At 69.7% G+C, this 20,867-nt stretch carries 22 protein-coding genes and 5 pseudogenes; 17 read left to right on the top strand and 10 right to left on the bottom strand.

What is annotated here, in order from left to right; all coding sequences use genetic code 11:
* Positions 1-901 precede the first annotated feature (901 nt).
* A pseudogene (locus H4N64_RS46075) lies at positions 902-1,201 on the top strand (hypothetical protein); the annotation flags it as partial.
* A gap of 48 nt (positions 1,202-1,249) precedes the next feature.
* Complete coding sequence (locus H4N64_RS41740; protein WP_186287845.1) at positions 1,250-2,041, top strand: class I SAM-dependent methyltransferase; 792 nt, start codon at positions 1,250-1,252, stop codon at positions 2,039-2,041.
* A gap of 104 nt (positions 2,042-2,145) precedes the next feature.
* Here the strand turns inward: H4N64_RS41740 and H4N64_RS46070 are convergent.
* Positions 2,146-2,421, bottom strand: a pseudogene (locus H4N64_RS46070) (phosphatidylglycerol lysyltransferase domain-containing protein); the annotation flags it as partial.
* Between the two features lie 262 nt (positions 2,422-2,683).
* Here H4N64_RS46070 and H4N64_RS41735 point away from each other — a divergent pair.
* The 5 genes from H4N64_RS41735 (at position 2,684) to H4N64_RS41715 (ending at position 5,594) form a co-directional block, all read left to right on the top strand.
* A complete protein-coding gene (locus H4N64_RS41735) occupies positions 2,684-3,742 on the top strand; it encodes a YihY/virulence factor BrkB family protein (RefSeq protein WP_186287844.1) in 1,059 nt (352 codons plus the stop codon).
* Positions 3,743-3,865: 123 nt separating this feature from the next.
* Positions 3,866-4,441, top strand: coding sequence for a phosphatase PAP2 family protein (locus H4N64_RS41730; protein WP_260860304.1), 576 nt, complete (start codon positions 3,866-3,868; stop codon positions 4,439-4,441).
* A 6-nt stretch (positions 4,442-4,447) separates the two neighbouring features.
* Positions 4,448-4,867: a phage holin family protein gene (locus H4N64_RS41725; RefSeq protein ID WP_186287843.1), complete on the top strand. Its 420-nt coding sequence runs from the start codon at positions 4,448-4,450 to the stop codon at positions 4,865-4,867.
* Positions 4,864-5,331 (top strand): DUF3618 domain-containing protein, encoded by a 468-nt coding sequence (locus H4N64_RS41720; protein ID WP_186287842.1) that lies wholly within the window; start codon positions 4,864-4,866, stop codon positions 5,329-5,331. The genes H4N64_RS41725 and H4N64_RS41720 overlap by 4 nt, the downstream gene beginning before the upstream one ends.
* On the top strand, positions 5,328-5,594 hold the full coding sequence (locus tag H4N64_RS41715) for a DUF4235 domain-containing protein (RefSeq protein WP_186287841.1): 267 nt from the start codon (positions 5,328-5,330) through the stop codon (positions 5,592-5,594). The genes H4N64_RS41720 and H4N64_RS41715 overlap by 4 nt, the downstream gene beginning before the upstream one ends.
* A 74-nt stretch (positions 5,595-5,668) precedes the next feature.
* Here H4N64_RS41715 and H4N64_RS41710 read toward each other — a convergent pair whose 3' ends face one another.
* Together H4N64_RS41710 and H4N64_RS46620 are read right to left on the bottom strand one after the other, a co-directional pair.
* Positions 5,669-6,409, bottom strand: coding sequence for an alpha/beta fold hydrolase (locus tag H4N64_RS41710; protein WP_186287840.1), 741 nt, complete (start codon positions 6,407-6,409; stop codon positions 5,669-5,671).
* A 94-nt stretch (positions 6,410-6,503) separates the two neighbouring features.
* Entirely contained in the window at positions 6,504-7,139 is a 636-nt protein-coding gene (locus H4N64_RS46620) for a LuxR C-terminal-related transcriptional regulator (RefSeq protein WP_186287839.1), read from the bottom strand.
* A 462-nt stretch (positions 7,140-7,601) separates the two neighbouring features.
* Between H4N64_RS46620 and H4N64_RS41700 the strand changes: the two genes are divergently transcribed.
* Positions 7,602-7,865, top strand: coding sequence for a helix-turn-helix transcriptional regulator (locus tag H4N64_RS41700; RefSeq protein ID WP_336246953.1), 264 nt, complete (start codon positions 7,602-7,604; stop codon positions 7,863-7,865).
* 213 nt (positions 7,866-8,078) lie between these two features.
* Here H4N64_RS41700 and H4N64_RS41695 read toward each other — a convergent pair whose 3' ends face one another.
* A complete protein-coding gene (locus tag H4N64_RS41695; RefSeq protein ID WP_260860302.1) occupies positions 8,079-8,612 on the bottom strand; it encodes a hypothetical protein in 534 nt (177 codons plus the stop codon).
* Between the two features lie 51 nt (positions 8,613-8,663).
* On the opposite strand from H4N64_RS41695, the pseudogene H4N64_RS41690 reads away from it, so the two are divergent.
* Positions 8,664-9,631: pseudogene (locus tag H4N64_RS41690) on the top strand (MFS transporter).
* A gap of 193 nt (positions 9,632-9,824) precedes the next feature.
* Here the strand turns inward: H4N64_RS41690 and H4N64_RS46060 are convergent.
* The 4 genes and pseudogenes from H4N64_RS46060 to H4N64_RS44645 form a co-directional block, all read right to left on the bottom strand.
* Positions 9,825-10,382 (bottom strand): TIGR03086 family metal-binding protein, encoded by a 558-nt coding sequence (locus H4N64_RS46060; RefSeq protein WP_186287838.1) that lies wholly within the window; start codon positions 10,380-10,382, stop codon positions 9,825-9,827.
* Positions 10,383-10,384: 2 nt separating this feature from the next.
* Positions 10,385-10,918 (bottom strand): SRPBCC family protein, encoded by a 534-nt coding sequence (locus H4N64_RS46055; RefSeq protein WP_186287837.1) that lies wholly within the window; start codon positions 10,916-10,918, stop codon positions 10,385-10,387.
* Positions 10,915-11,253: an ArsR/SmtB family transcription factor gene (locus H4N64_RS41675; RefSeq protein WP_336246954.1), complete on the bottom strand. Its 339-nt coding sequence runs from the start codon at positions 11,251-11,253 to the stop codon at positions 10,915-10,917. The genes H4N64_RS46055 and H4N64_RS41675 overlap by 4 nt, the downstream gene beginning before the upstream one ends.
* Before the next feature lie 201 nt (positions 11,254-11,454).
* Positions 11,455-11,667 (bottom strand): annotated as a pseudogene (locus H4N64_RS44645) (RidA family protein); the annotation flags it as partial.
* Between the two features lie 74 nt (positions 11,668-11,741).
* Between H4N64_RS44645 and H4N64_RS46050 the strand changes: the two are divergent.
* Together H4N64_RS46050 and H4N64_RS41665 are read left to right on the top strand one after the other, a co-directional pair.
* Positions 11,742-11,879 (top strand): annotated as a pseudogene (locus tag H4N64_RS46050) (PASTA domain-containing protein); the annotation flags it as partial.
* A gap of 127 nt (positions 11,880-12,006) precedes the next feature.
* A complete protein-coding gene (locus tag H4N64_RS41665; RefSeq protein WP_260860300.1) occupies positions 12,007-12,426 on the top strand; it encodes a DUF2993 domain-containing protein in 420 nt (139 codons plus the stop codon).
* Between the two features lie 6 nt (positions 12,427-12,432).
* Here the strand turns inward: H4N64_RS41665 and H4N64_RS41660 are convergent, their stop codons facing one another.
* Entirely contained in the window at positions 12,433-13,068 is a 636-nt protein-coding gene (locus H4N64_RS41660) for a TetR/AcrR family transcriptional regulator (protein ID WP_186287836.1), read from the bottom strand.
* 136 nt (positions 13,069-13,204) lie between these two features.
* On the opposite strand from H4N64_RS41660, the gene H4N64_RS41655 reads away from it, so the two are divergent.
* From H4N64_RS41655 to H4N64_RS41630, 6 genes are all read left to right on the top strand, one after another.
* The gene (locus tag H4N64_RS41655; protein ID WP_186287835.1) at positions 13,205-14,350 is read left to right on the top strand and encodes a VOC family protein; all 1,146 of its coding nucleotides are present in this window, start codon (positions 13,205-13,207) and stop codon (positions 14,348-14,350) included.
* Between the two features lie 23 nt (positions 14,351-14,373).
* Positions 14,374-15,312, top strand: coding sequence for a fumarylacetoacetate hydrolase family protein (locus H4N64_RS41650; RefSeq protein ID WP_186287834.1), 939 nt, complete (start codon positions 14,374-14,376; stop codon positions 15,310-15,312).
* A gap of 19 nt (positions 15,313-15,331) precedes the next feature.
* Positions 15,332-16,912: a bifunctional 3-(3-hydroxy-phenyl)propionate/3-hydroxycinnamic acid hydroxylase MhpA gene (gene mhpA, locus H4N64_RS41645; RefSeq protein ID WP_186287833.1), complete on the top strand. Its 1,581-nt coding sequence runs from the start codon at positions 15,332-15,334 to the stop codon at positions 16,910-16,912.
* Positions 16,909-18,876, top strand: a complete 1,968-nt coding sequence (locus H4N64_RS41640; protein WP_186287832.1) for an acetoacetate--CoA ligase — start codon at positions 16,909-16,911, stop codon at positions 18,874-18,876. The genes mhpA and H4N64_RS41640 overlap by 4 nt, the downstream gene beginning before the upstream one ends.
* Positions 18,873-19,226, top strand: a complete 354-nt coding sequence (locus H4N64_RS41635; RefSeq protein WP_186287831.1) for a DoxX family protein — start codon at positions 18,873-18,875, stop codon at positions 19,224-19,226. The genes H4N64_RS41640 and H4N64_RS41635 overlap by 4 nt, the downstream gene beginning before the upstream one ends.
* 65 nt (positions 19,227-19,291) lie before the next feature.
* Complete coding sequence (locus H4N64_RS41630; RefSeq protein WP_260860298.1) at positions 19,292-19,825, top strand: RsbRD N-terminal domain-containing protein; 534 nt, start codon at positions 19,292-19,294, stop codon at positions 19,823-19,825.
* A gap of 163 nt (positions 19,826-19,988) precedes the next feature.
* On the opposite strand, the gene H4N64_RS41625 is transcribed toward H4N64_RS41630, so the two are convergent.
* The coding region (locus H4N64_RS41625) for an acyl-CoA dehydrogenase family protein (protein WP_260860297.1) at positions 19,989-20,867 on the bottom strand (879 nt) is incomplete at its 5' end.

The following is a 20,867-nucleotide window of genomic DNA, read 5'->3' as shown; positions in this document are numbered from 1 at the left end:
ACGGCCGCCTCGGTTCCCTGTACATGCTGGCCATCAAACCCTTCCGGTACCTGGGGGTGTACCCGGCCCTGATGCGATCGATCGGCCGGGAGTGGCGAGAGAACACGGCCCGCCGAACGACAAACTGACGCCTCCCTCCCCTGACCCAGGCTCCGCCCAAGCCCCCGCCGGGACATTCTCAGGAAGCGATGCCTGCGGAGGCACCCCGATGGGCGGATGTTCGACGTTCACGGCAATGAGCAGCACACTGTGTTCACCCACTGGGCTCGCCACAACCGTGCCCCTGCACGAGGTAGGGAGCCGTTGCGCTCATCTCCCAACTGGAGGCGCAGGGTGAACGTCCCCGTCGTAGGGCGGTGCAACCCGTTTGCGGTGACGGTCGTGGCGATCCGTCAGGCTCGGCTCCGCTTCGGCTCGGGATGCGGCGCGTGGGTACCAGAGCCAAGGGCACATAGCCGGCCGCGTTGGCCGCCACCGGCGCCACGACCCTCGGGCTGCTCCTCGGATTCGCACTTCGGCCCGCCCTGTTCGTCGCCAGCCGCCAGCCGGGCGGTGAGCCCGCTCCCCGCATTCCGTCACCCCGCGAGCGTCGGCGTCGTGCACAGTGATCACGGCTTGTTGGGCTTGGGTGTCGAGGTCGATGGTGAAGCAGCCGTGGGCCGTGTCCTCCTGCGGGCCGAGAACGGACCGGGCTTGTTCGTAGCGGCGGGAGGCCTGCATGACGATCCGCGTGGCCCCGTCGTAGGGCGCCACGGCGAAGGGCAGGCCGCGCTTGTCGCCGGTAGTGATCGCCACGGCCCTCGTGGGCAAGAATCGTCGGTCAACTCTTAGAAGTCCTAACAGAAGCTGTTGATCATGTGACTGTCGGCCTGGTTGCTCGTTGGTCTGGTCGTGGGGAAGGGACAGTCACCGGCGTCTGCTGTGGCAGCGCGGCATTCGCCCGGTCATCGCCGAAGGGGGCCAGCAGCCCCATGGCTCCGGCCTGGGTACTTTCCGGTACGTCGTCGAATGGACGATCGCCTGGCTGCATGGCTTCCGTCGCCTACGCATCCGATGGGAACGACGCGACGACATCCATGAGGCCTTCCTCGGCCTCGCCACAGGCATGTCCGGCGCCTTTGTCAGGACCTCTGAGCGGGGCCCGGCGGGCCAACTGGCGCACACCTCCTGTGCCCTGTGCGTGTGTGGAAAACGTGTCTGAGCCGGGAATGGCCGCCGGCGGAAGAATACTGATGAGGTGGTGACATCCATGCCGAAGACGCCGGTATCCCGGCTGCTCAAGAACCGGACGAGTCTCGGCCACAAGGCCAGGTATGCGATAAGGCATCCGCAGCGGATCCCGCCGTATCTTCGGCGGGCCCTGCGGGACGCCTGGCTACGGGCCAGATACGGGGACCACGTCATGTACTACCGAGCGGTCATGGCCTCCGACACCGCCCGCAGCGCGCAGGCGGCGGTCGGCAGCGCGTCGGAGGAGCGATGGCTGGCCCTGGGACAGATGCAGTTCGACTACCTGATCGAGCACGGGCTGAAGCCGCAGGACCGGATGCTTGAGATCGGCTGCGGCAACCTGCGGGCGGGGTGGCGCTTCATCGAATACCTGGAACCGGGCCACTACTACGGCATCGACATCTCCCCCGACATCCTCATCGAGGCGAACAAGACACTGGTCCGCTACCGACTGCAGGACAAGCTCCCTCGCCTGACCATTGCCCGCGATCTGACCTTCGACTTTCTGCCCCGCGACTGGTTCACCGTCGTGCATGCGCACAGCGTCTTCTCCCACTCGCCGCCGAAGGTCATCGACGAATGCCTGTCCCATGTGGGCCGGGTGCTCGCGCCCGGCGGCTTCTTCGATTTCACTTTCGACCGGACCGAGGGCCGCGAGCATCACGTGCTCCACGAGGACTTCTACTACCGCACGGACACCCTCATCGCGCTGGCCGCGCAGCATGGTCTGGCCGCCCGGTTCATGGAGGACTGGGAGCGGCGCTCGCACGGCCAGTCCAAGATCAGAGTGACGCGCAGGGCCGGCGGGTGAGAGCGGGCAGTGCGGCGGCGCGCTGCGGGCGGTTCATGCGCGGGTGCGCGTGCGGCGCACAGGTGTGGGCAGGGCCGGTGGCGTGAACTGCTCCACGCGCAGGACAGTTCGACGACCATGAACTCCGTCAGGCCGTTTTCGCAGGCGCGGTCGCGGCGCATCGAATCCAGCGACAGCCCGCGCTTGCCCCAGGGCACGAAGCTGAGCAGGGCCCTCGGCTCGCCCTGGCCGTCGTGGCACTCCAGCATCACACAGTCGCCGTCGCGCCACTCGTCCGCCTTGGCAATCAATGCCGTCATCTCGGTGTCGGGGATGTCGTGGTGACGGCGGATCCGGACGGTGTACCCCGCGCGGCGGACCCGGTTGTGAGCCTGCCGTACGCCTGCGGGCGCGGGGAGCACTTGAGGTAGGGGCGCCGGTAAGAACCGTGTCACCGATCCTGCTGGCCTATTCCGTGCCCGGCGGGGCTGGCGGCTCGTTGGTCGGGACAGCAGCAGCCGTCTTGGCGTTCCCGGTCGCGGGTGGGGTGTGGAATGGCGATGCGGCCGAGGCCGTCACGGTCTTTGCAGCTGAACACCCAAAAATCTTGCGTTTTGTTATGAATGCGTGTGTGGGGTCTGCGTGCCCGGCTACCCGTACGCAATGGTGCGGACTTTGAAACGGCATGGAAAGCACGGCGGGCACGCGGCGGCCGACCATGAGGTGGAGACCGCGCGGGAGGCGGGTGCCGGGCCGGATGAGCAGGTGGAGCGGCAGGCGCCGGACTCTCCGACGGATCTGCCCAAGCGCTCCTGGGGGGCGGTGCTGAAAGGCACTCTCAAGGAGTTCAAGAAGGATGAGCTGACCGACCGGGCGGCGGCGCTGACCTATTACGGGATCTTGGCGCTGTTCCCGGCGCTCTTGGCGCTGATCTCGCTGCTGGGGATCGTCGGCCAGTCGGCGACGCAGCAGGTGCTGGACAACATCCAGAAGCTCGCCCCTGGTGCGGCGCGGGACATCCTCAGTAACGCGGTTAAGCAGATGCAGGGCAACGCCGGCCTTGGCTCGATCATGGCCATCGTGGGTCTGGCGCTCGCGGTGTGGTCGGCGTCCGGCTATGTCGCTGCGTTCATCCGCAGCGCCAACGCCGTGTACGACGTCCCCGAGGGCCGCCCGGTGTGGAAGGTGCTGCCGGTCCGGGTCGGTGTGACCGCGGTATTGATGGTCCTCGCGGTGATCAGCGCGGTGATCGTCGTGTTCACCGGCGGCCTGGCCCGCCAGGTCGGCACCGCGCTCGGTGTCGGGGACACGTTCTTGACGGTGTGGTCGATCGCGAAGTGGCCGGTGCTGATCCTCCTGGTCACGGTCATGATTGCGATCCTGTACTGGGCGACTCCGAACGCACGGGTGCGCGGCTTCCGCTGGATCACCCCGGGCAGCTTCGTCGCCCTGCTGATCTGGATGATCGCCTCGGCCGGGTTCGCGCTGTACGTGGCGAACTTCGCCTCCTACAACAAGACCTACGGCACGTTCGCCGGCGTGATCATCTTCCTGGTGTGGCTGTGGATCACGAACCTGGCGATCCTGTTCGGCCTGGAGTGCGACGCGGAGCTGGCCCGCCAGCGCGCTGTTGCAGGCGGTCACCCGGCCGAGAAGGAGCCGTACGTGCAGCCGCGCGACACCCGCAAGTGGGACGAGGAGGACCGCCGCCGCCTTGACTGAGGCGGTGGACCGCCGCCGCGGGCCTCATCCAGGGCCTGGCCGCTGGGCTGCGCAGGTCCCCGCGACGGCGAAGCCGATCCGAGACCGGTGTGCGAGGGCCCTGGAACGGGAGGTCGGCTGATCATGGAGACGATGGCGGATCTGTACGACGGGGATCACCGGCTGGCCAGACGGGCGATCGCGTGGGGGCCGCCCTGGGTGCGGCAGGTCGCGCCTGCCGTGCAGGAGGCGGCCGAGCACACCAAGCTGTGGTGGGCCGCGGCCGCAGCGATGGCCGCCACTCCTGCGGCGGCCATGACGACGGTCCAGGTGCTGTCCAACTCCGTCGCCAAGCCGCTGTACCGCAGGCGCGGCCCGCCATCGGAGTGGGTCCCGCAGGAGGAACTTGATGATCGCCCGGACAGCTCCTCCTTCCCTTCCGGGCACACCGCCGCCGCCTTCGGCTTCGCGGGAGCCGTCGCGCCGGTGTGGCCGGCCGCCGGGGCCGCGTGTGGGATATCGGCGGCGATGGTGGCCGCGGAGCGGGTGCACAGCGGTGCGCACCGACGTGGCCGCCGGAGCGGTGATCGGGCTGGTCGCGGCCGCCCTGGTACGGGCCGCACCCCATTTGCCGCGGAGACGGGTCTTCTAACGGGCGGTGATGCGTGGCTGCCGGGGTACTCGGGCGGCCGATCAGACGGGCTGATGAAGGACAGGTGAGCACTCATGACAGCAGATGACTCTGCCCGCCCGGGCAGCAGCGCGCAGGAGCCGGTGGGCGACCTGGTCCAGCGTGCCTCGCAGCAGCTGTCGCAGCTGGTCCGCGACGAGATGCGGCTGGCGCAGGCGGAGATGACCGAAAAGGGCAAGCGGTTCGGCAAGGGCGGCGGCCTGTTCGGCGGCGCCGGCCTGATGGGGGTGCTCACCCTGCAGGCCCTGGTGGCCACCGTGATCGCCGCACTGTCGCTCGTTATGGATGTGTGGGTGGCGGCACTGATCGTCACGGGCGTCCTGGCCGCCGTCACCGCACTGATGGCGGCGCTCGGCAAGCAGCAGGTCAGCAAGGCATCCCCACCCACCCCCGAGCGGGCGGTGGACAGCGTCAAGGCCGATGTGGCCGAGATCAAGGAGAGGGCACGGCGATGACCGAGGACAAGCCGCAGCGTGATGAGGCCACGCCTTCCCCCGAGGAACTGCGCGAGCGGGTGGAGGCGACCCGAGAGGAACTCGGCGAGACCGTCGAGGCCCTCGCGGCGAAGACCGACATCAAGACCCGCGCGGCGGAGAAGACCACGGCACTCAAACACCAGGTCACCGCAAAGACCGCACAGGTCACAACCCAGCTGAAGGACAAGGCCACACACGCGGCCCACGCGGTGCAGGACAAGACCCCCGAGCCGGTGCGCGCCAAGGCCACCGCGGCCACCGAACAGGTCCGCCACCAGGCCGCGCACCTCGGCGAGCTGGCCCGGGACAAGGCCCCGGAACCGGTACGTGCGAAGGCCGGCCAGGGCCTGCAGGCGGCCCGCGCCAACCGCACCCCCCTGCTCGCCGCCGCCGGCGCGCTCATCGCACTGCTGCTCATCCGCCGCGCCAGGAGGCACCGATGAAGGCCTCGAAGATCGCCTACAAGCCGGTCGGCATGGCCATGGGCGCCCTCAGCGGCGTCCTGGCCGGCGCGCTGTTCAAGCAGGTCTGGAAACAGCTCGGACACGAAGAAGACGCCCCCGACGCCACCGACGAGCACCACACCTGGCGCGAGATCCTGTCGGCAGCCGTCCTGCAAGGAGCGATCTTCGCCGGCGTCAAAGCCGCCGTCGACCGTGGCGGCGCCACCGCCATCCGCCGCCTGACCGGCGCCTGGCCCGGCTGACCCGCCCCTCGACGCCCCCTGCACGTCCGACCCGTACGGGTGCCGACAAAGGGCTCGGAGCGGCGTCGGTCGGCTCAGGAGTTGAGGAATTCCAGCAGGTCGGCGCCGAGTTGCTCCTTGTGGGTGTCGGTGATGCCGTGCGGGGCGCCCGGGTAGACCTTCAGCGTCGCGTTCTTGATGCGGGCGGCCGACGCCTTGCCGCCGACCTCGAAGGGCACGACCTGGTCGTCGTCGCCGTGAATGACCAGCGTGGGCACGTCGATGGCGTCCAGGTCGGCGCGGAAATCGGTGGCGGAGAAGGCCGCGATGCACTCGTACGCGCCCCGGTACCCGGCTTGCAGGCTCTGGCGCCAGAACGCCTCTCGGATGCCCGGGGAGACGTCGGCACCGGGCCGGTTGTTGCCGAAGAACGGCCCGTCGGCCAGGTCGTGGTAGAGCATGAACGGCGGTACGGCGGAGACCAGCACGACCTGGGCGAGCCGCGCGGTGCCGTGACGGCCGACGTAGCGGGCGACCTCGCCGTCACCGGTGGAGAAACCGACCAGGGTGGCGTCACGCAGGTCCAGGGTGTCGATCAGCGTGGCCAGGTCGTCGGCGTAGGTGTTCATCTCGTTGCCGTTCCACGTCTGGGTGGAGCGGCCGTGGCCGCGCCGGTCGTGCGCGATGGCGCGGTAGCCGTGGGTGGCCAGGAACAGTTGCTGGGCCTCCCAGCTGTCGGAGTTCAGCGGCCAGCCGTGGCTGAGGATGACCGGCCGGCCCGTTCCCCAGTCCTTGTAGTAGATCTGGGCGCCGTCTGCTGCGGTGACGAAAGGCATGGACTTCTCCCGACCGAGGGGGATGGTTCCGACCCTCTGATGGTTCGCCCGCCCGGTAGGCCGCCGCATCACGTGAAGCACGTAGTGGGCGCGTTCACCCTCGTAGGGCCTGGGCGAGCCGACGCCGGGAGGGCACGTCGAGCTTCCGGAACACCTTGCGCAGGTGGTAGTCGACCGTGCTGGCGCTGATGAACAACTGGGCGGCAATCTCGGCGTTGGTCGCGCCCTCCGCCGCCAGGCAGGCGATCTTCAGCTCCTGGGAGGTCAGTTGCCCCCGTGTCCCTTCGGGCGCCTTGGACGGGTGCTCGCCGGTGGCGGCCAGTTCCCGGGCGGCACGCGTGGCGAAGGCTCCGGCGTGCATGGCGTGGAACATGGCCAGGGACGTCCGCAGCGGCGCCCGTGCGTCCTTGCTGCGTTTTCGCCGGCGCAGCCATTCGCCGTACAGCAAGTGGGCCATGGCCAGATCGGCTTCGGCAGTCGTGCCGGACAGCAGGTCGATGGCCCGGCGGTACAGCGGCTCGGCGTCATTCGCCCCGGCGAGCAGGGCCTGGGAGCGAGCCAGCGGGCCCAGAGCCCATGGCGTGCCCGCGGCCGTAGCCCGCGCAAGCAGGGTGCGCAAGGCCGCGGACGCCAGACTGCGGTCCCCGCACCGGACGCCCACTTCGACGATCGCGGGCAGGTGCCGGGAGTGCAGCCCCAGCACGTCCTGCCTCATGAGTTCCTGCGCCACCGGGCGGGCCATCCTTAAGTGCCTGGTGCAGCACCTCCCCCACTTCGTCGTCGGATGCGTGCCAGGCCAACAACTCGGCGTTCTGGTAGCGCTCCCACTGGGTGGTGGGCGTGCCCATCGCCGCCCGGAGTTGCTGGTCGTCGGCCTCCAGAGAGTCGGCACTCGCCAGATGGCCCAGCGTGGTCTCGGCCATCGCCGCGCAGAAGAGGACCGCATCGAGATGCCCCAAGGCTCCGCACCGCCGGGCGACGCCATCGGCACGCTCCAGCAGGGCGGTACGGGCGTCGTTGTCCCACAACAGGGTCGAGAACCAGGCGCCCAACTGGTAGCCGCCCATGACCACGTCGTCGGGTGTACCCGGTTCGAGCAGGGCTTTGAGGGCCCTTTGCAGGTAAGGAACGGCCTGCTCATAACCGTCACCGGCCAACACCGCGAATCCATGCCTGGGCGCACAACACGTCCGTGCGGACGCTGTACCGGATGTGCGAAGACGGCGGGCTCAGCCTTGAAAAGTGGATCATCCGCCGCCGGCTCGAGGGCGCCCGTAACGACCTCGCAGCCTCCGGACACTCGCACCGCACGATCGACGCCGTCGCCCGCAACTGGGGCTTCACCAATCCCGCCTTCTTCTCACGCCGCTTCCGCCAGACCTACGGCACCACCCCCAGCCAATGGCGAAGACTCTTCCAGCAGGGCCAACTCCTGGCCCCACAGGACGATCTGTGACCAACCTCCCCGACTGACAGCCAGCAGGCACCGAGACGCCGGTATGTGAACCTTTGTTAGGAAACCTCACCTGGCAGATACTGTCGCCCGCGAAGGCAACATTCGATCGACGCCTGGCACATGTTCACCAACGACATCGAGTACGCAGACCTGGGAGGCGGCTACTTCCTCCACCCGGTCGGGCGGGCACGGCGGACCCTCGGGATTCTCGTATTAGTCGATGTTGGTGTCCGTCTCTGGAGCCTTTCGGGCGTTGTTCCTGAGGTTGGCGAAGGGCAGAGCTCCTCCGTGAAGTTCCTTGAACTCGTCGATCAGGTCCTGCTCGGCCTCACCCGCGTCGTCCTCGGCCAACGCCCGCCAGGCGACGAGCAGTGCGTCCGAGTCCACCAGCTGCCAGATGTAGCGACCGCCCCAATGGCCGGCCAACAGACCGGTGCCGTGGCGGCGGTAGTCGGCAAGCCGCTGATGCAGTCCGTCCTGGCCTGCGGCCTTGCCGATGTACACGACCGTTGCCCCGTCCACCCAGGCATCGCCGAGCTTGTCGGCCGTCACGGACGGATCGCGGCCTTTGAGGTGTCCGGCAGGGCTGGCGGGGAGGAACGACGGGGGCGAGGTGTCCGTGCGGATCACCACGTAGATTCCGTGCCCGGTGGGGACGTTGCTGTCGGGCAGTTCATGGAACGGTACGAAGCCGCGGAAGCCGCGTTCGGTCAGGGTCTTCTGCGTCAGCTCAGGTGTCGGGCTCATGCCAGGCAGTTTCCACGACCGGATCGCTGAGAGGCTGGCGGAGGATCCAGCATGGGGCTGAAGCGCATGCTGATCGACGTGACTCCGTTACGGTCGTCACCACCGTTCCGGCGGTTGTGGATCGGGCAGACCCTGTCCGGTATCGGCTGCCAGATGACACTCGTCGCCGTGACGTTCCAGGTCTGGCCAGATGACGAAGAGCACCACGTGGACAGGTGCCGTCGGGCTGGTGATCAGCGGGCAAGCCCTGTGTTCGCTCCTCCTCGCGCTCCAGGGCTTCCTCGGACATGTTCCTGCCGCTGGCGTTCTGGGGCTGGTCGCACTCCGGTCCTGCTTCGGCGCAGGCAGCGGCCCCGCCTCGCGCACCTTCATTCCCCACCTCCTGCACTGAGCGGATCGCTCGTGGGCGGGCTGGGAGTCGGCGCCTGCTACCTGATCGACGCCCTGACCTTCATCGCCGCGCTCTGCGGTGCGTTCGGCTTGCCGAAGATGGAGCCCGGGGCGAGCCCGCACGGCCCTGCCTGCGCGGAGTGCTGGACGGTCTGGCCTTCCTGGCACGCACCCCCGTCATTCGCGGGGCCCTGCTCACAGACCTGGGCACCACCCACCGTGCTGTCGATGCCCATCGCAACCCCCGCACTCTCGGATCCGCCACCTAGGGCGCAGCGTTGACATTGTTCGGCCTCTCGCCCAACCCATGGGCCGGTTTGGCCTTCCTCGTCATAGCCGGCGCCGCCGACACCGTCTCCGTCGTCTCCCGGAGCACCGTCGTCCAGATGCACACCCCGCACGAACTACTCGGCCGCGTCAGCGCTGCCGAACAGATCGTCGGGCAAGCGGGACCCGACATCGGCAACATGCGTGGCGGTCTCGTCGCAGACGCCACCTCGGGAGCAGCAGCCCTCGTCAGCGGTGGCCTGCTGTGCCTCGGCGCCGTCGTTGTGGTGGGCGCCACCACGGCAGACCTGCGCGGTTCCTCCGCACCACCCCATCCATACACAGCCGCAGCCAGCCCATGAGCCCTGCTCCAGGGCGCGCAGTCACTGGTTCCAACTCTCGTGACCAGGTTCCACCTAACGTGTCACGGCTCAGCGGCCGCACGACGGAGTCGGCGGAAGCGTACGACGAGGCGGTGGAACACACCGACAACGCCGCGCGGTTGGGCGTACCTGCACCGCGCTCCTGCGCCGGCCCCACCGACGGTGTCCCTCGTCAGGGCTTGCGGCCGATGAAGGCGAGCAAGCGAGTCTGGACGTCGGCGCTCTCCGGCACCTCGACCCGCGGTCCGTACTGCCCGCTCGCACGGAGCACGTCGTCGAGGGGCAACATCCCGTCGAGCAACTGGGCGCATTTGGCGGGATCGAGGTGTTCGTCCTGGCCGGTGGCCCGTGCCAGGTCCCAGGTGTGCATGAAGACATCGGCGGTGTAGAACCGGTCGACCGCCTGGTCCAGCGGGATCTCTCCGATGTGCGGGTTCGACAGCAGTTTGTGTGCGGTGGCCGGATCGTCGAGGAGGTCCTGCACCCCGTCGCGGTGTATCGCCCAGGCGGCCACCGGGTCGTCGTCCACCGAGGGCCCTTTCGGCAGTTCGACTCCGGCGCCGGCTTTCAGGAAGGCGGGGAACCACTCGACGAGGTGACGGACGACGTCCCGGGCGGCCCATCCCTCGCACGGCGCCGGGTTGTCCCATGCCCCTGGATCCGTGCCGCGTACGCGGTCGGTGAATGCGCGTGCCACGGTGCGGTGCTCATCGGCTGCTGTTCTCGCCATGATCAAGATCCTGTCTCGGTGCGTCGGTCGGCGCTGTTGCTCTGCTGGCCGCCGAGCAGCTCGTCAAGCCGCTCGTGGCCTTCGCGGACGCCGTGATCCATGCCGCTCTTGAGCATCGAATCGCGGGCTTCGATGGAGTCCATGAGCGACTTGCCGGTGACCCGGGTGCGACCACCGAGGTCCTCGAAGACGGCCGTCTCCAGGCTGACGCCGTCCGGAAAGCCCTCATAGGTGAAGGTCTGCACGATGCGCTCGTTGGGGCGCACCTCGTGGAACACACCGTGGAAGCCGTACTCGGTTCCGTCGTCGTCGTGATGCACGTAGCGATAGGAGCCACCGCTGCGGGCGTCGTAGTGGTCGATCCGCATCGTGAGCCGGCGCGGGCCGAGCCACTGGACGACCAGATCGGGGTCGGTGTACGCCCGGAACACCCGCTCCGGCGGAGCGTCGAACTCCCGGATGATCAGGATGGTGGGCAGATCCGGGTCGGCCACGATCCGCGTCTCGTTGCGGTGGGGCTTGTGGGTGGTGTTCATGATGCCGCCTCTTTCGTCGGGGTGCCCGTCGTCGGCTGTTCGCCCATCTGTTCAAGGAGGGCATCGAGACGGCGGAAACGGTCCTCCGCCTCGCGCCGATAACGCTCGATCCACTTCGTCATCAGGTCGAAGACCTCTGCCTCGAGGTGGCAGGGCCGCCGCTGGGCGTCTCTGCTGCGACTGACCAGACCGGCGTCCTGAAGGACCTTGATGTGCTTGGACACGGCCTGCACCGTGACGTCGTAGGGCTCGGCCAGTTCGTTGACGGTGGCGTCCCCGGCGGCGAGCCGGGCCACGATGTCGCGCCGAGTGGGGTCGGCCAGTGCGGAGAACACCAGCGACAGCCGGTCGTCGGCCACCTCACACCTCTCATATTCAACCGATTGGTTAAATAGCCTACGGCCGCGCTTCCGGCTCGTCAACCAATCGGTTGAATAGCGGCGTGACGTCCGTGCACGGCGAGCGGTGTCCGCCTCCGCCCTTTCACGCGGCCGCGTCAAGGCGAGTCTGGACGGCGCCCGCCTGAAGGGGCAGCCGAGGAGCGCGGTTGCTTCGACCTCGACGAGAATGTCCGGCTCGAAGAGGTGGTCGACGCCGATGAGGGAGGCCGGCGGCATGGGAAGCCGGAGTCCGATCTCGTCGGCGACGGCCTCCACGCCGGCCATGAAGTCGCTGATCTTCTCCGGGCTCCACCGGGTCACGTAGATCGTCAGGCGCAGCACATCCGCGAACGACGCGTCCGCGCGGGCGCCGCAGGACCGGCTTCGCGTTGGTCGCTGCCGGTGTGGCCGTCGTCGTCACGGCGCTGGTGCTCGCCTGGTTCATGTTCGGGCGTGGCTCGGCCGAGGACGGCAAGGTCGACGTGCCCGACCTGGTGGGCCAGACCCTGGGGGAGGCCCGGCGTACCGCGGACAACGTCGACCTCACCGTCACCGTCGACAAGCGGGAACCCTGTTCCGACCAGCCCAAAGACCACATCTGCGAGCAGAGCCCGGCGGACGGCGAGCTCAACAAGGGGCAGGCCGGCCCGGTCACCGTCTCCACCGGCGCCCCGAAGATCGAGGTGCCCGACGTCACTGACGGTCGGGATGGACGGTCTGAAGCCCTCGGGGGACGCCGAGGAGGCGCACGCCCGCAGCGTTCAGGCGACCGCCTACCTGTCGTACGCGGACCTGTCGAACGCGCTCGGCGTGGAGGTGTCGCAGGGCGACGAGTCGGGTCGGATCAACGCGACGACCAGTCTGCCGCTCGTCGGCTACGTGACCGTGAGCGCGGCCGTCTCGGCGGCGAGCGGCAACCGCATCGCCTTCACGGATGTCCGCGCCGTCCAGGGCGAACTGCTTCCTCCGCTGAAGTCGCTGCTCGACAAGGCCCTGGACGAGCCCATTCCGCTGCAGAACGTTCCCGAGGGGCTCCGTCTGCGTTCGGTCGCCACCACGGAGGACGGGATCGGCGCCCGCTTCACCGGCCGCTCGGTCACCTTCCGCCCGAACTCGCCGTCCGCCTAGGTGTCGTCAGCCGTGGTCGGGAAGGGGGCGCCGGGCGACCTCGTGCGCGTCGTCCGCCGGCAGGCCCAGCATGCGCAGGACCATCTCGGCGAGGTTCATCGCGGCCTCGTCGCCGTCCACCTCGGGGCGGGCGAAACGCAGCTCCACCAGGGCCAGCAGGGTTCCGCCCAGCGCGGACAGGGCGACCGCCGGGTCGAGGGTGGTGAAACGGCCGGAGGCGATGCCGACCTGGAGATCGCGCAGCGCCCGGCGGGCCAGTCCGTTGTCCGAGTGGATGTGCCCCAGGCCGCGGCGGCGCAGGACCTGCATCAGCTCCGGGTGGGAGTCGGACATGCGGGCGCTGAGCCGGAAGCCGGCCGCGACGAGCTCCGCCGGGTCGTCGATCCCGGCCAGGCGCTCGTCGTAGTTCTGGCCGAACTCCTCCAGGGCGTCCACCACCGCCGTCTCGAACAACTCCGTCTTGGAGTCGAAGTGGTTGTAGAAGGAGCCGAAGCCCACATCCGCGCGCTCGGCGATCGTCTGGATGCTGGCGCTCGTGTCCCCGGTCTCGGCGAGTATCTGCCGGGCCGCTCGCACAAGAGCCCTGCGGGTCTCCGCGCGACGCCGCTCGAACCGGTTGCTGGGCGGGGCTGACGTAGGCATGCGCAGAGTCTAACCGTCGGGACGATCAGGATCGCAGTCCTGATGAATTCATCATTCCCTGCCGCGAAACATCTTGACGATAGAACTGTCACAGTTGATGATTTCCTCATTACGGCAATGTTGCTCGGAGGGCACCATGTCTGAAATCCGCGTCAACGGGGCCGACGTCATCACGGCCCACCAGGACCTCCACAGCGCGCAGGGCGCCCTGCGCGGCGAACACCCCGGCCGCTCCCGGAACCCGGTGATCAAGGTGGCCGACCTGGCCTGGCTGGAGTTCGAGAAGCCCGACCTGGACCGCGCCGAGGTCTTCGCCCGGGACTTCGGGTTCGGCATCGCCACCCGCACCGAGCGGGAGCTGTGGCTGCGCGGCACCTTCGCCGGCTCACCCTGCATGGTGATCCGCAAGGGGCGCACGTCCCGCTTCATCGGCCCGGCGTTCCGGGCCGCCGAACGGGCCGACCTGGACCGGCTGGCCCGTGCCACCGGATCGTTCGTACAGGATGCCGACGCTCCCGGCGGCGGCAAGGTGGTCGACCTGCTCGACCCCTCGGGCCTCCCGGTGCGGGTCGTGCACTGCGGCGAACAACTCCCCGCGCTGCCGGAACAGCAGCCGCTGCTCCTCAACTTCGGCACGGATCACCGTCGTACGAACGCCACGCAGCGCCCGCCGCGCGAGCCCTCCCGCATCCAGCGTCTTGGGCATGTGGTCCTGGAGACCCGCGTGTTCGGCCGGGCCCTGGACTGGTACCTGGACGCCCTCGGCATGATCGTGTCCGACTTCCTGTTCCTGGACGGGCAGCGCGACCGCGGCCCGACGATGGCGTTCATCCGCTGCGACCTGGGCAGCGTGCCGGCCGACCACCACACCCTGGCCATGCACCTGGGGCCGGGCACGGGCTATGTCCACTCCGCCTACCAGGTCACCGACCTCGACTCCATCGCCGCCGGCGGCGAGTACCTCAAGGAGCGTGGATACAAGCGCAGTTGGGGCATCGGCCGGCACATCCAGGGCAGCCAGCTCTTCGACTACTGGCGCGACCCCGACCACTTCATGCTGGAGCACTTCGCCGACGGCGACCTGTTCTCCTGCGACGTCGAGCCCGGCTGGGCGCCCATGTCGACCAGCGGCCTGGCCCAGTGGGGCCCGCCCGCCACCCGCGACTTCCTCGGGGCCAGTCCCTCCCCGCAGCGGGTCCGCGACGTCATCAAGGCCCTGCGCGGTGACAACGAGATGGACCCCTCACGACTCTTCGGCCTGCTCAAGGCCGCCAACTCCTGACCCCCTTCACAGAGAGCCATGTCATGAGCACCAATGTCCTGCGCACCACCGACGGCTGGTGGGTCGTCCGCGGCGACCGGGCCGTCCCTGTCGAGACCAAGGCTGTGACCACCGCCGAACTGGTGGCCGATCGCGCCGCCGTCCGTGAGGCCGCCGCCTCCGGCGAGCCGGGCACGCCCGTGGCCGACCTGGTCGCGCTCTCGCCGGTCACCACGCCCTGCCGGGTGGTCGCCCAGATGGTCAACTACCGCAGCCACGCCCGCGATTCGGGCTTCACCGGCGACATCCCGCCCGCCTTCTTCCGCAAGGCGTCCGGCTCGGTCAGCGGCCCCGGCGAGGCCGTCGTCCGCCCCGCGCACGTGAAGTTCCTCGACTACGAAATCGAGTTGGGCCTCGTCATGGGCGCGTCCCTGCCCGTCGGCACGGTCGTCGAGGAGCGGGACCTGCCCTCGTACGTCACCGGGCTGGTGATCACCAACGACGTCAGCGCCCGTGAGGTACAGCTGACCAAGACACAGTTCTACGAGAGCAAGTCGTACCCCACCTTCACACCGACCGGGCCGTACCTGGCCCTGCTGGAGCCGGAGGACTTCACCCGTCTCCTCGATCTGCGGCTGAAGCTGAGCGTCAACGGCGAGCTGCGCCAGGACCGCACCCTCACCGACATGATCGTCCGCCCGGCACGGGCCCTGACCCTGCTGGCCCGCTTCCAGACCCTCGACGCCGGCGACCTGCTGCTCACCGGCACCCCCGGCGGCACGGCCCTCAAGGCCCCGCCGAAGCCGGTCGAGAAGATCGGCGCGCTGCTGCCGCCCGCCGTGAAGTGGAAGGCGTTCTTCAAGAGCCAGGCGAAGAACCCGCACTACCTGAACCCGGGTGACGTGATCACGGCGACGATCGCGACCCCGGACGGCCGGATCGACCTCGGCGAGCAGCGCACGCCGGTCGCGGACGCGAACTAACACCCGAGGTGAGCCGCACATGACCGTCGATGAAGCCACACGTGTGCCCGTCGTGATCGTCGGCGCCGGACCGGTGGGCGTGACCGCCGCCCTCCTCCTGGCCCGTCGCGGAATCCGCAGTGTCGTCCTCGAACGCCACCAGGACGTCTACCCGCTCCCGCGCGCCGTCGCCACCGACGACGAGGTCCGCAGGATCCTCCAGGCCGCGGGCGTCGGCGAGGAGTTCACCGCGATCGCCCGCCCGGCGAACGGGCTGCGGCTGCTGGACGCCCGGCACCGGGTGATGGCCGAGTTCCGGCGCTCCGAGCACGGCCTGCACGGCTATCCGCAGACCAGCATGTTCGACCAGCCCGAGCTGGAACGCGTGCTGCGCGACGCACTGGCCCGGCGCCCGGAATGCGAGCTCAGGGGTGGCGTGGAGGTCACCGGCATCGGCCCGGACACCACCGGCCCCGTGCGGGTCACCTACCGCGACGACCACGGCGAGCACGAGCTGTGGGCCGACGCGGTCCTCGGCTGCGACGGCGCCAACAGCCTCACCCGCGAAGCCATCGGCGCCGTCTGGGAAGACCTGCGCTTCGAGGAACGCTGGACCGTCATCGACGTCCGGACGGACGCCGCCGTCCGCTGCTGGGAGGGCGTCGACCAGGTCTGCGACCCGGACCGGCCGGCCACCTTCATGCGGGTGAGCGAGGACCGCTACCGCTGGGAGTTCCGGCTCCAGGACGGGCAGGAGACGGTCCGCGAGCTGGTCGCCCCGTGGCTGCCACCCTCGTACGATGGGGACTTCGAGATCGTCCGCGAGACGCGGTACACCTTCCGGGCGCGCGTCGCCGACCGCTGGCGCAGCGGACGGGTCTTCCTGCTCGGCGACGCCGCCCACCTCACCCCGCCGTTCGTCGGGCAGGGGCTGTGCTCGGGTATGCGGGACGCCTACAACCTCAGCTGGAAGCTCGCCCGCGTCCTCCAACAGGGCGGTGATGAGCGGCTGCTGGACACCTACGAGAGTGAACGCAAGCCGCACGCCCGGCATGTGATCCGGCTCGCGGTCGCCATGGGCTGGGCCATGACCGGCGGCCAGGACGGCGCCGCCGCGATCCGCCGCAGGCTCCTGGCCGCGGCCTGCCGCATACCCGGCCTGACCGAGCTGGCCGGCCGCGACCTCAGCCCGCCCCTGCCCGCCGGGCCGCTCGTGCGGCGCAAAGTCCGCCGGGGCCTGGTGGGCACTCACTGCCCGCAACCGTGGGTGAGCGTCGGCGGACGGCATACCCGTCTCGACGAGCTGCTCGGCGACTCCTTCACCGTCCTGACCGCCACCGAACCCGGGCCCTCGCTGACGGCGCTCGCCCACGGCCTCGGCGTACGCGCGGTTCCCGTGACCGACCTCAATGACGACGGCACGCTCGCCGCCTGGCTGCGCGCCGGACGCGCGGACGCCGTACTGCTGCGCCCCGACCGCGTGGTCATGGACGTCGTCCCGGCCGGTGGCCGCGACTTCACCGACACCGCCGCCTGGGCGGCCCTCCTGCACACCACGCACAGCCCCCTCCCACCCCGACGGACCGCCGAGAAAAGCCTGTTGAGGAGCGCCATACGATGACCAGGCCGGAGCCTTTCACGACGCCTGATCCGCAGGCTGTCGCGAGCAGCCGCATCGCGGACTTCACCCGGCGGCAGGGTATCGATCCTGCCGACTACACCACCCTGCACGACTGGTCGGTCACCGACCTGGAGAGCTTCTGGGGCGCGGTGTGGCAGTACTTCGACATCGACGCCGACACCCCCTATGAGCAGGTCCTCGCCGAGGAGAGCATGCCCGGCGCCCGCTGGTTCCCCGGCGCCACCCTCAACTACACCCACCATGCCCTGCGCAACGTCGGGGACGACGACGTGGCGATCATCGCCCTCGACGAGACCGGCTCCGGGTACGAGGTGACAGGCGAGCGGCTACGTGCCCTGGTCGCCTCCGTGGCCGCCACCCTGCGCGACCTGGGTGTCGGCAAGGGCGACCGGGTCGTCGGCTACCTGCCCAACACCCCGCACGCGATCGTCGCGTTCCTCGCCGCAGCGAGCCTGGGCGCCGTGTGGTCGGTGTGCGGGCAGGACTATGCGCCCAAGGCGGCCGCCGACCGCCTTGCCCAGCTCGAACCCACCGTCCTGATCGCGGCCGACGGCTACCTCTTCAACGGCACCACCCACGACCGCCGCGACGCCACCCTCGACCTCGCCCGCGCACTGCCGACGCTGAAGGCCACCCTGCTGGTGGACCACGTCGGCCTGCCCTGGCCGTCGCAGACGTACCCGTCGCTGGTCGTCCCGTGGGAGGACGCGGCCACCCGCACCGAGGAACTCGCCTGCACGCCGGTGCCGTTCGACCATCCCCTGTGGGTGGTGTTCTCCTCCGGCACCACCGGCCTGCCCAAGGGCATCGTCCACGGCCACGGCGGCGTGCTGCTGGAGCACCTGAAGACCCTCGGCCTGCACTCCGACCTCGGCCCCGGCGACCGCCTCCTGTGGTACACCACCACCCACTGGATGATGTGGAACCTGGTCGCCTCCACCCTCCTGACCGGCGCCACGACCTGCACCTACGACGGCAGCCCGGCACCCTTCGCCAAGCTCGACGTCCTGTGGGAACTGGCCGCCCGCCACCGGGTCACCGTCTTCGGCACCAGCCCCCAGTACCTGCTGGGCATGGCCAAGTTCGGCATCGACCCCTCCGGGCACGACCTGACGTCGATCCGCGTGGTCGGCTGCACCGGCTCGACCCTGCCGGCCTCCGCCTACCCCTGGGTCCGCGACCACGTGGGGGAGCGGGTGCTCCTGGCCTCCATCAGCGGCGGCACGGACGTGGTGTCCGGCTTCGCGGGCAGCGCGCCCAACACCCCTGTCTGGGCCGGGGAGCTGTCCGCACCCCACCTGGGTGTGGCCCTGGCCGCGTACGACCCCGAGGGCCACCCGGTCACCGACCAAGTCGGCGAACTGGTCGTCACCCGCCCCATGCCGTCGATGCCGCTGTACTTCGTGAACGACCCCGACGGCACCCGCTACCGCGAGGCCTACTTCTCCTCCTATCCCGGCGTCTGGCGGCACGGCGACTGGATCACGCTCACCGGCCACGGCTCGGTGATCGTCCACGGCCGCTCCGACAGCACGCTGAACCGCAACGGCGTCCGCCTGGGCAGCGCCGACATCCACGACGTCGTCGAACGCCTCCCCGAGATCACCGAGGCCCTGGTCATCGGCGCGGAGGAACCCGACGGCGGCTACTGGATGCCGCTCTTCGTGGTCCCCGCCGCCGGCGTGACCCTGGACGACACCCTCCGCGAGAGGATCCGCGACGCCATCCGCACCGGCGCCTCGCCCCGGCACGTCCCCGACGAAATCCTCGCAGTGCCGGGGATCCCGCACACCCGCACCGGCAAGAAGCTGGAGGTCCCGGTCAAACGCCTGCTCCAGGGCGCTCCCGTCGAGCAGGTCGTCAACCCCGCGGCGGTGGACGCGCCCGACCTCATCGACCACTACGCCCGCCTGGGCGCCGAACGCCGGGCCCGGTCGGCATGACAACCGCACAGACCACCCTCGCCGTCGCACTGTCTCTGGTCTTCCTCCCCCTGGGCCTGGCGAAGATCGCCGCCGTGCCGTTCATGCGCCAGGCGGCCGCGCACCTCGGCATGTCACCGGACCTGTACCGCGTCATCGGCACGCTGGAGGTGGCCGGAGCCGCCGGGCTGCTGCTCGGACTGGCTTCAGCCCCGCTCGGCGTCGCCGCCGCCGTCGGGCTGGCGCTGCTCATGGCCGCGGCAACGGTGGTTCACCTGCGCCACGGCGACCCGCCGGTGAGGGCACTGCCCGCAGCCGTTCTGACCCTGGCGGCAGTGGCACACGCCGGGGTGGCGGCAGCCGCCGGCTGACGGCCCGGAATGCGCGCCGTCCCGCACCGGAGGCTCGTCGGCGCCTGATGGCTCACGAGCCTCCCGTGCGGCGTAACGTCGACAGTGTGGAGCTGACCGCCGACGGTCTCATGTCCCGTGCCGCGCGTGAGCTCGCCCCGCGAGCGGACGAGCTGATCGCGGATGTGACGCGGCGCCTGAGGCGTGAGGTTCCCGAGCTGTGGAGCGCCCCGGACCTCGCCCGCATGACCTCCGAGAACATCGCCGAACACGTCGTCGGCGTCCTGGCCGGACTGGAGCTCGGCATCGAGCCGAGCGACATCGAACCGCCGCCGGCCGACGCGGACCGCGCACGCCGGCTGGCCCGACACGGCACGCCCGTCACCGCGATGCTGCGGGCGCACCGGCTCGGTCAGGGCGTCGTCCTCGACAGACTGCTCGCGGAAATGCCCCCCCGGCTGACCAACGACGCCGAGCTGATCAGCGCGGCGTCGCGCCGACTGCTCGCGATGACCACGGGTGCCCTGCGGTGCCGGGCTTCGCTTGCTGCCGTGATCACTGTCGATGTCGGATTTGCTTGCCGACGCACGGAGCTGAGGGGTGCTGCGGGCGCCTGGTAGTGCACCGGCAACCGCGACGAGGAGGTCTTCGGCAACCCGTACGACTTCGACGTGGCCCGGCCATCCGGCTGGCCGGCGAAGTACCACGGGTGCGCGCGATCGCCTCGCGGAGTACGGCGACGGCCGCTGTACTGCGCGAGGCGGTCCAAGGCCGCGTCAGGTCTCAGGACATCATCTCGTACGCACCCGACAGAGCCTCGACGCGCTGCCAGACGCGCTGCGAGCGCGCCCCGTCGACGGCCGGGCGCCGGACGGCGCCGAGAGCCCACAGCTGCTGCTCCTCGGTCGCGGAGTCCTTGCCGTGCAGTTCGACAGCGTGCGCGGAGAAGTCCCGCACGAGGACGGCGAACAGTTCGTCGAGTACGTCCTCGTCGCAGCCCGCCAGGGCTGCCTGCTCCAGGACCAGCTGCCCGTGGACGACGAGCGCGAACAGCTGCCCGACGGCCAGGAGCAGGTCGAGGTCCCGGCTCTGCTCATCGTCAGGAGCGGCGGTGCGGACGAACTCGCAGAGTGCATCGGCCTGTTCGCGGAACTGGGCGACGTTGGACAGGTGGGCGTACGCCTCGAAGGCCGGCCGCCAGTCGTGGAAGCGCACCGAGCCGAGACCGCGGGCTGGGCCCTGCCGGAAGAGGAAGTCGTCGTCGGCCGCATGCAGGCGGGTGGGGACGGGTTCGTAAGCGGCCGGGTCGAGGAGGTGGTTGCGCATGAACTTCAGGATCAGCGCCAGGTTGACGTGGACGGTGCCCTCAAGCTTGGGCAGGCCGCGGATCTCGACGGCGGCCTGGGCGAAGTAGTTGTCCTTCTCAAAGCCCTTGGCGGCGATGACGTCCCACATCAGGTCGATGACCTTCTCGCCCTCGGTGGTCACCTTCATCTTCGTCATCGGGTTGAAGAGGAGGTAGCGACGGTCCTCGGGGCCCGCGGTGCGGAAGTAGTCGACGGCGCGGTCGCTGAACAGCTTCATGCCGACGAGCCGGACGTACGCGTCGGTCAACTCGCGCCGCACGTGCGGGAAAGCGGTGACCGGGCGGCCGTAGAGGAT

It is taken from the genome of Streptomyces cupreus (assembly GCF_014257025.1).
Lineage (GTDB): Bacteria > Actinomycetota > Actinomycetes > Streptomycetales > Streptomycetaceae > Streptomyces > Streptomyces cupreus.
Note: the sequence above shows the minus strand (reverse complement) of the source record. Positions and strands in the feature narration are given on the sequence as shown.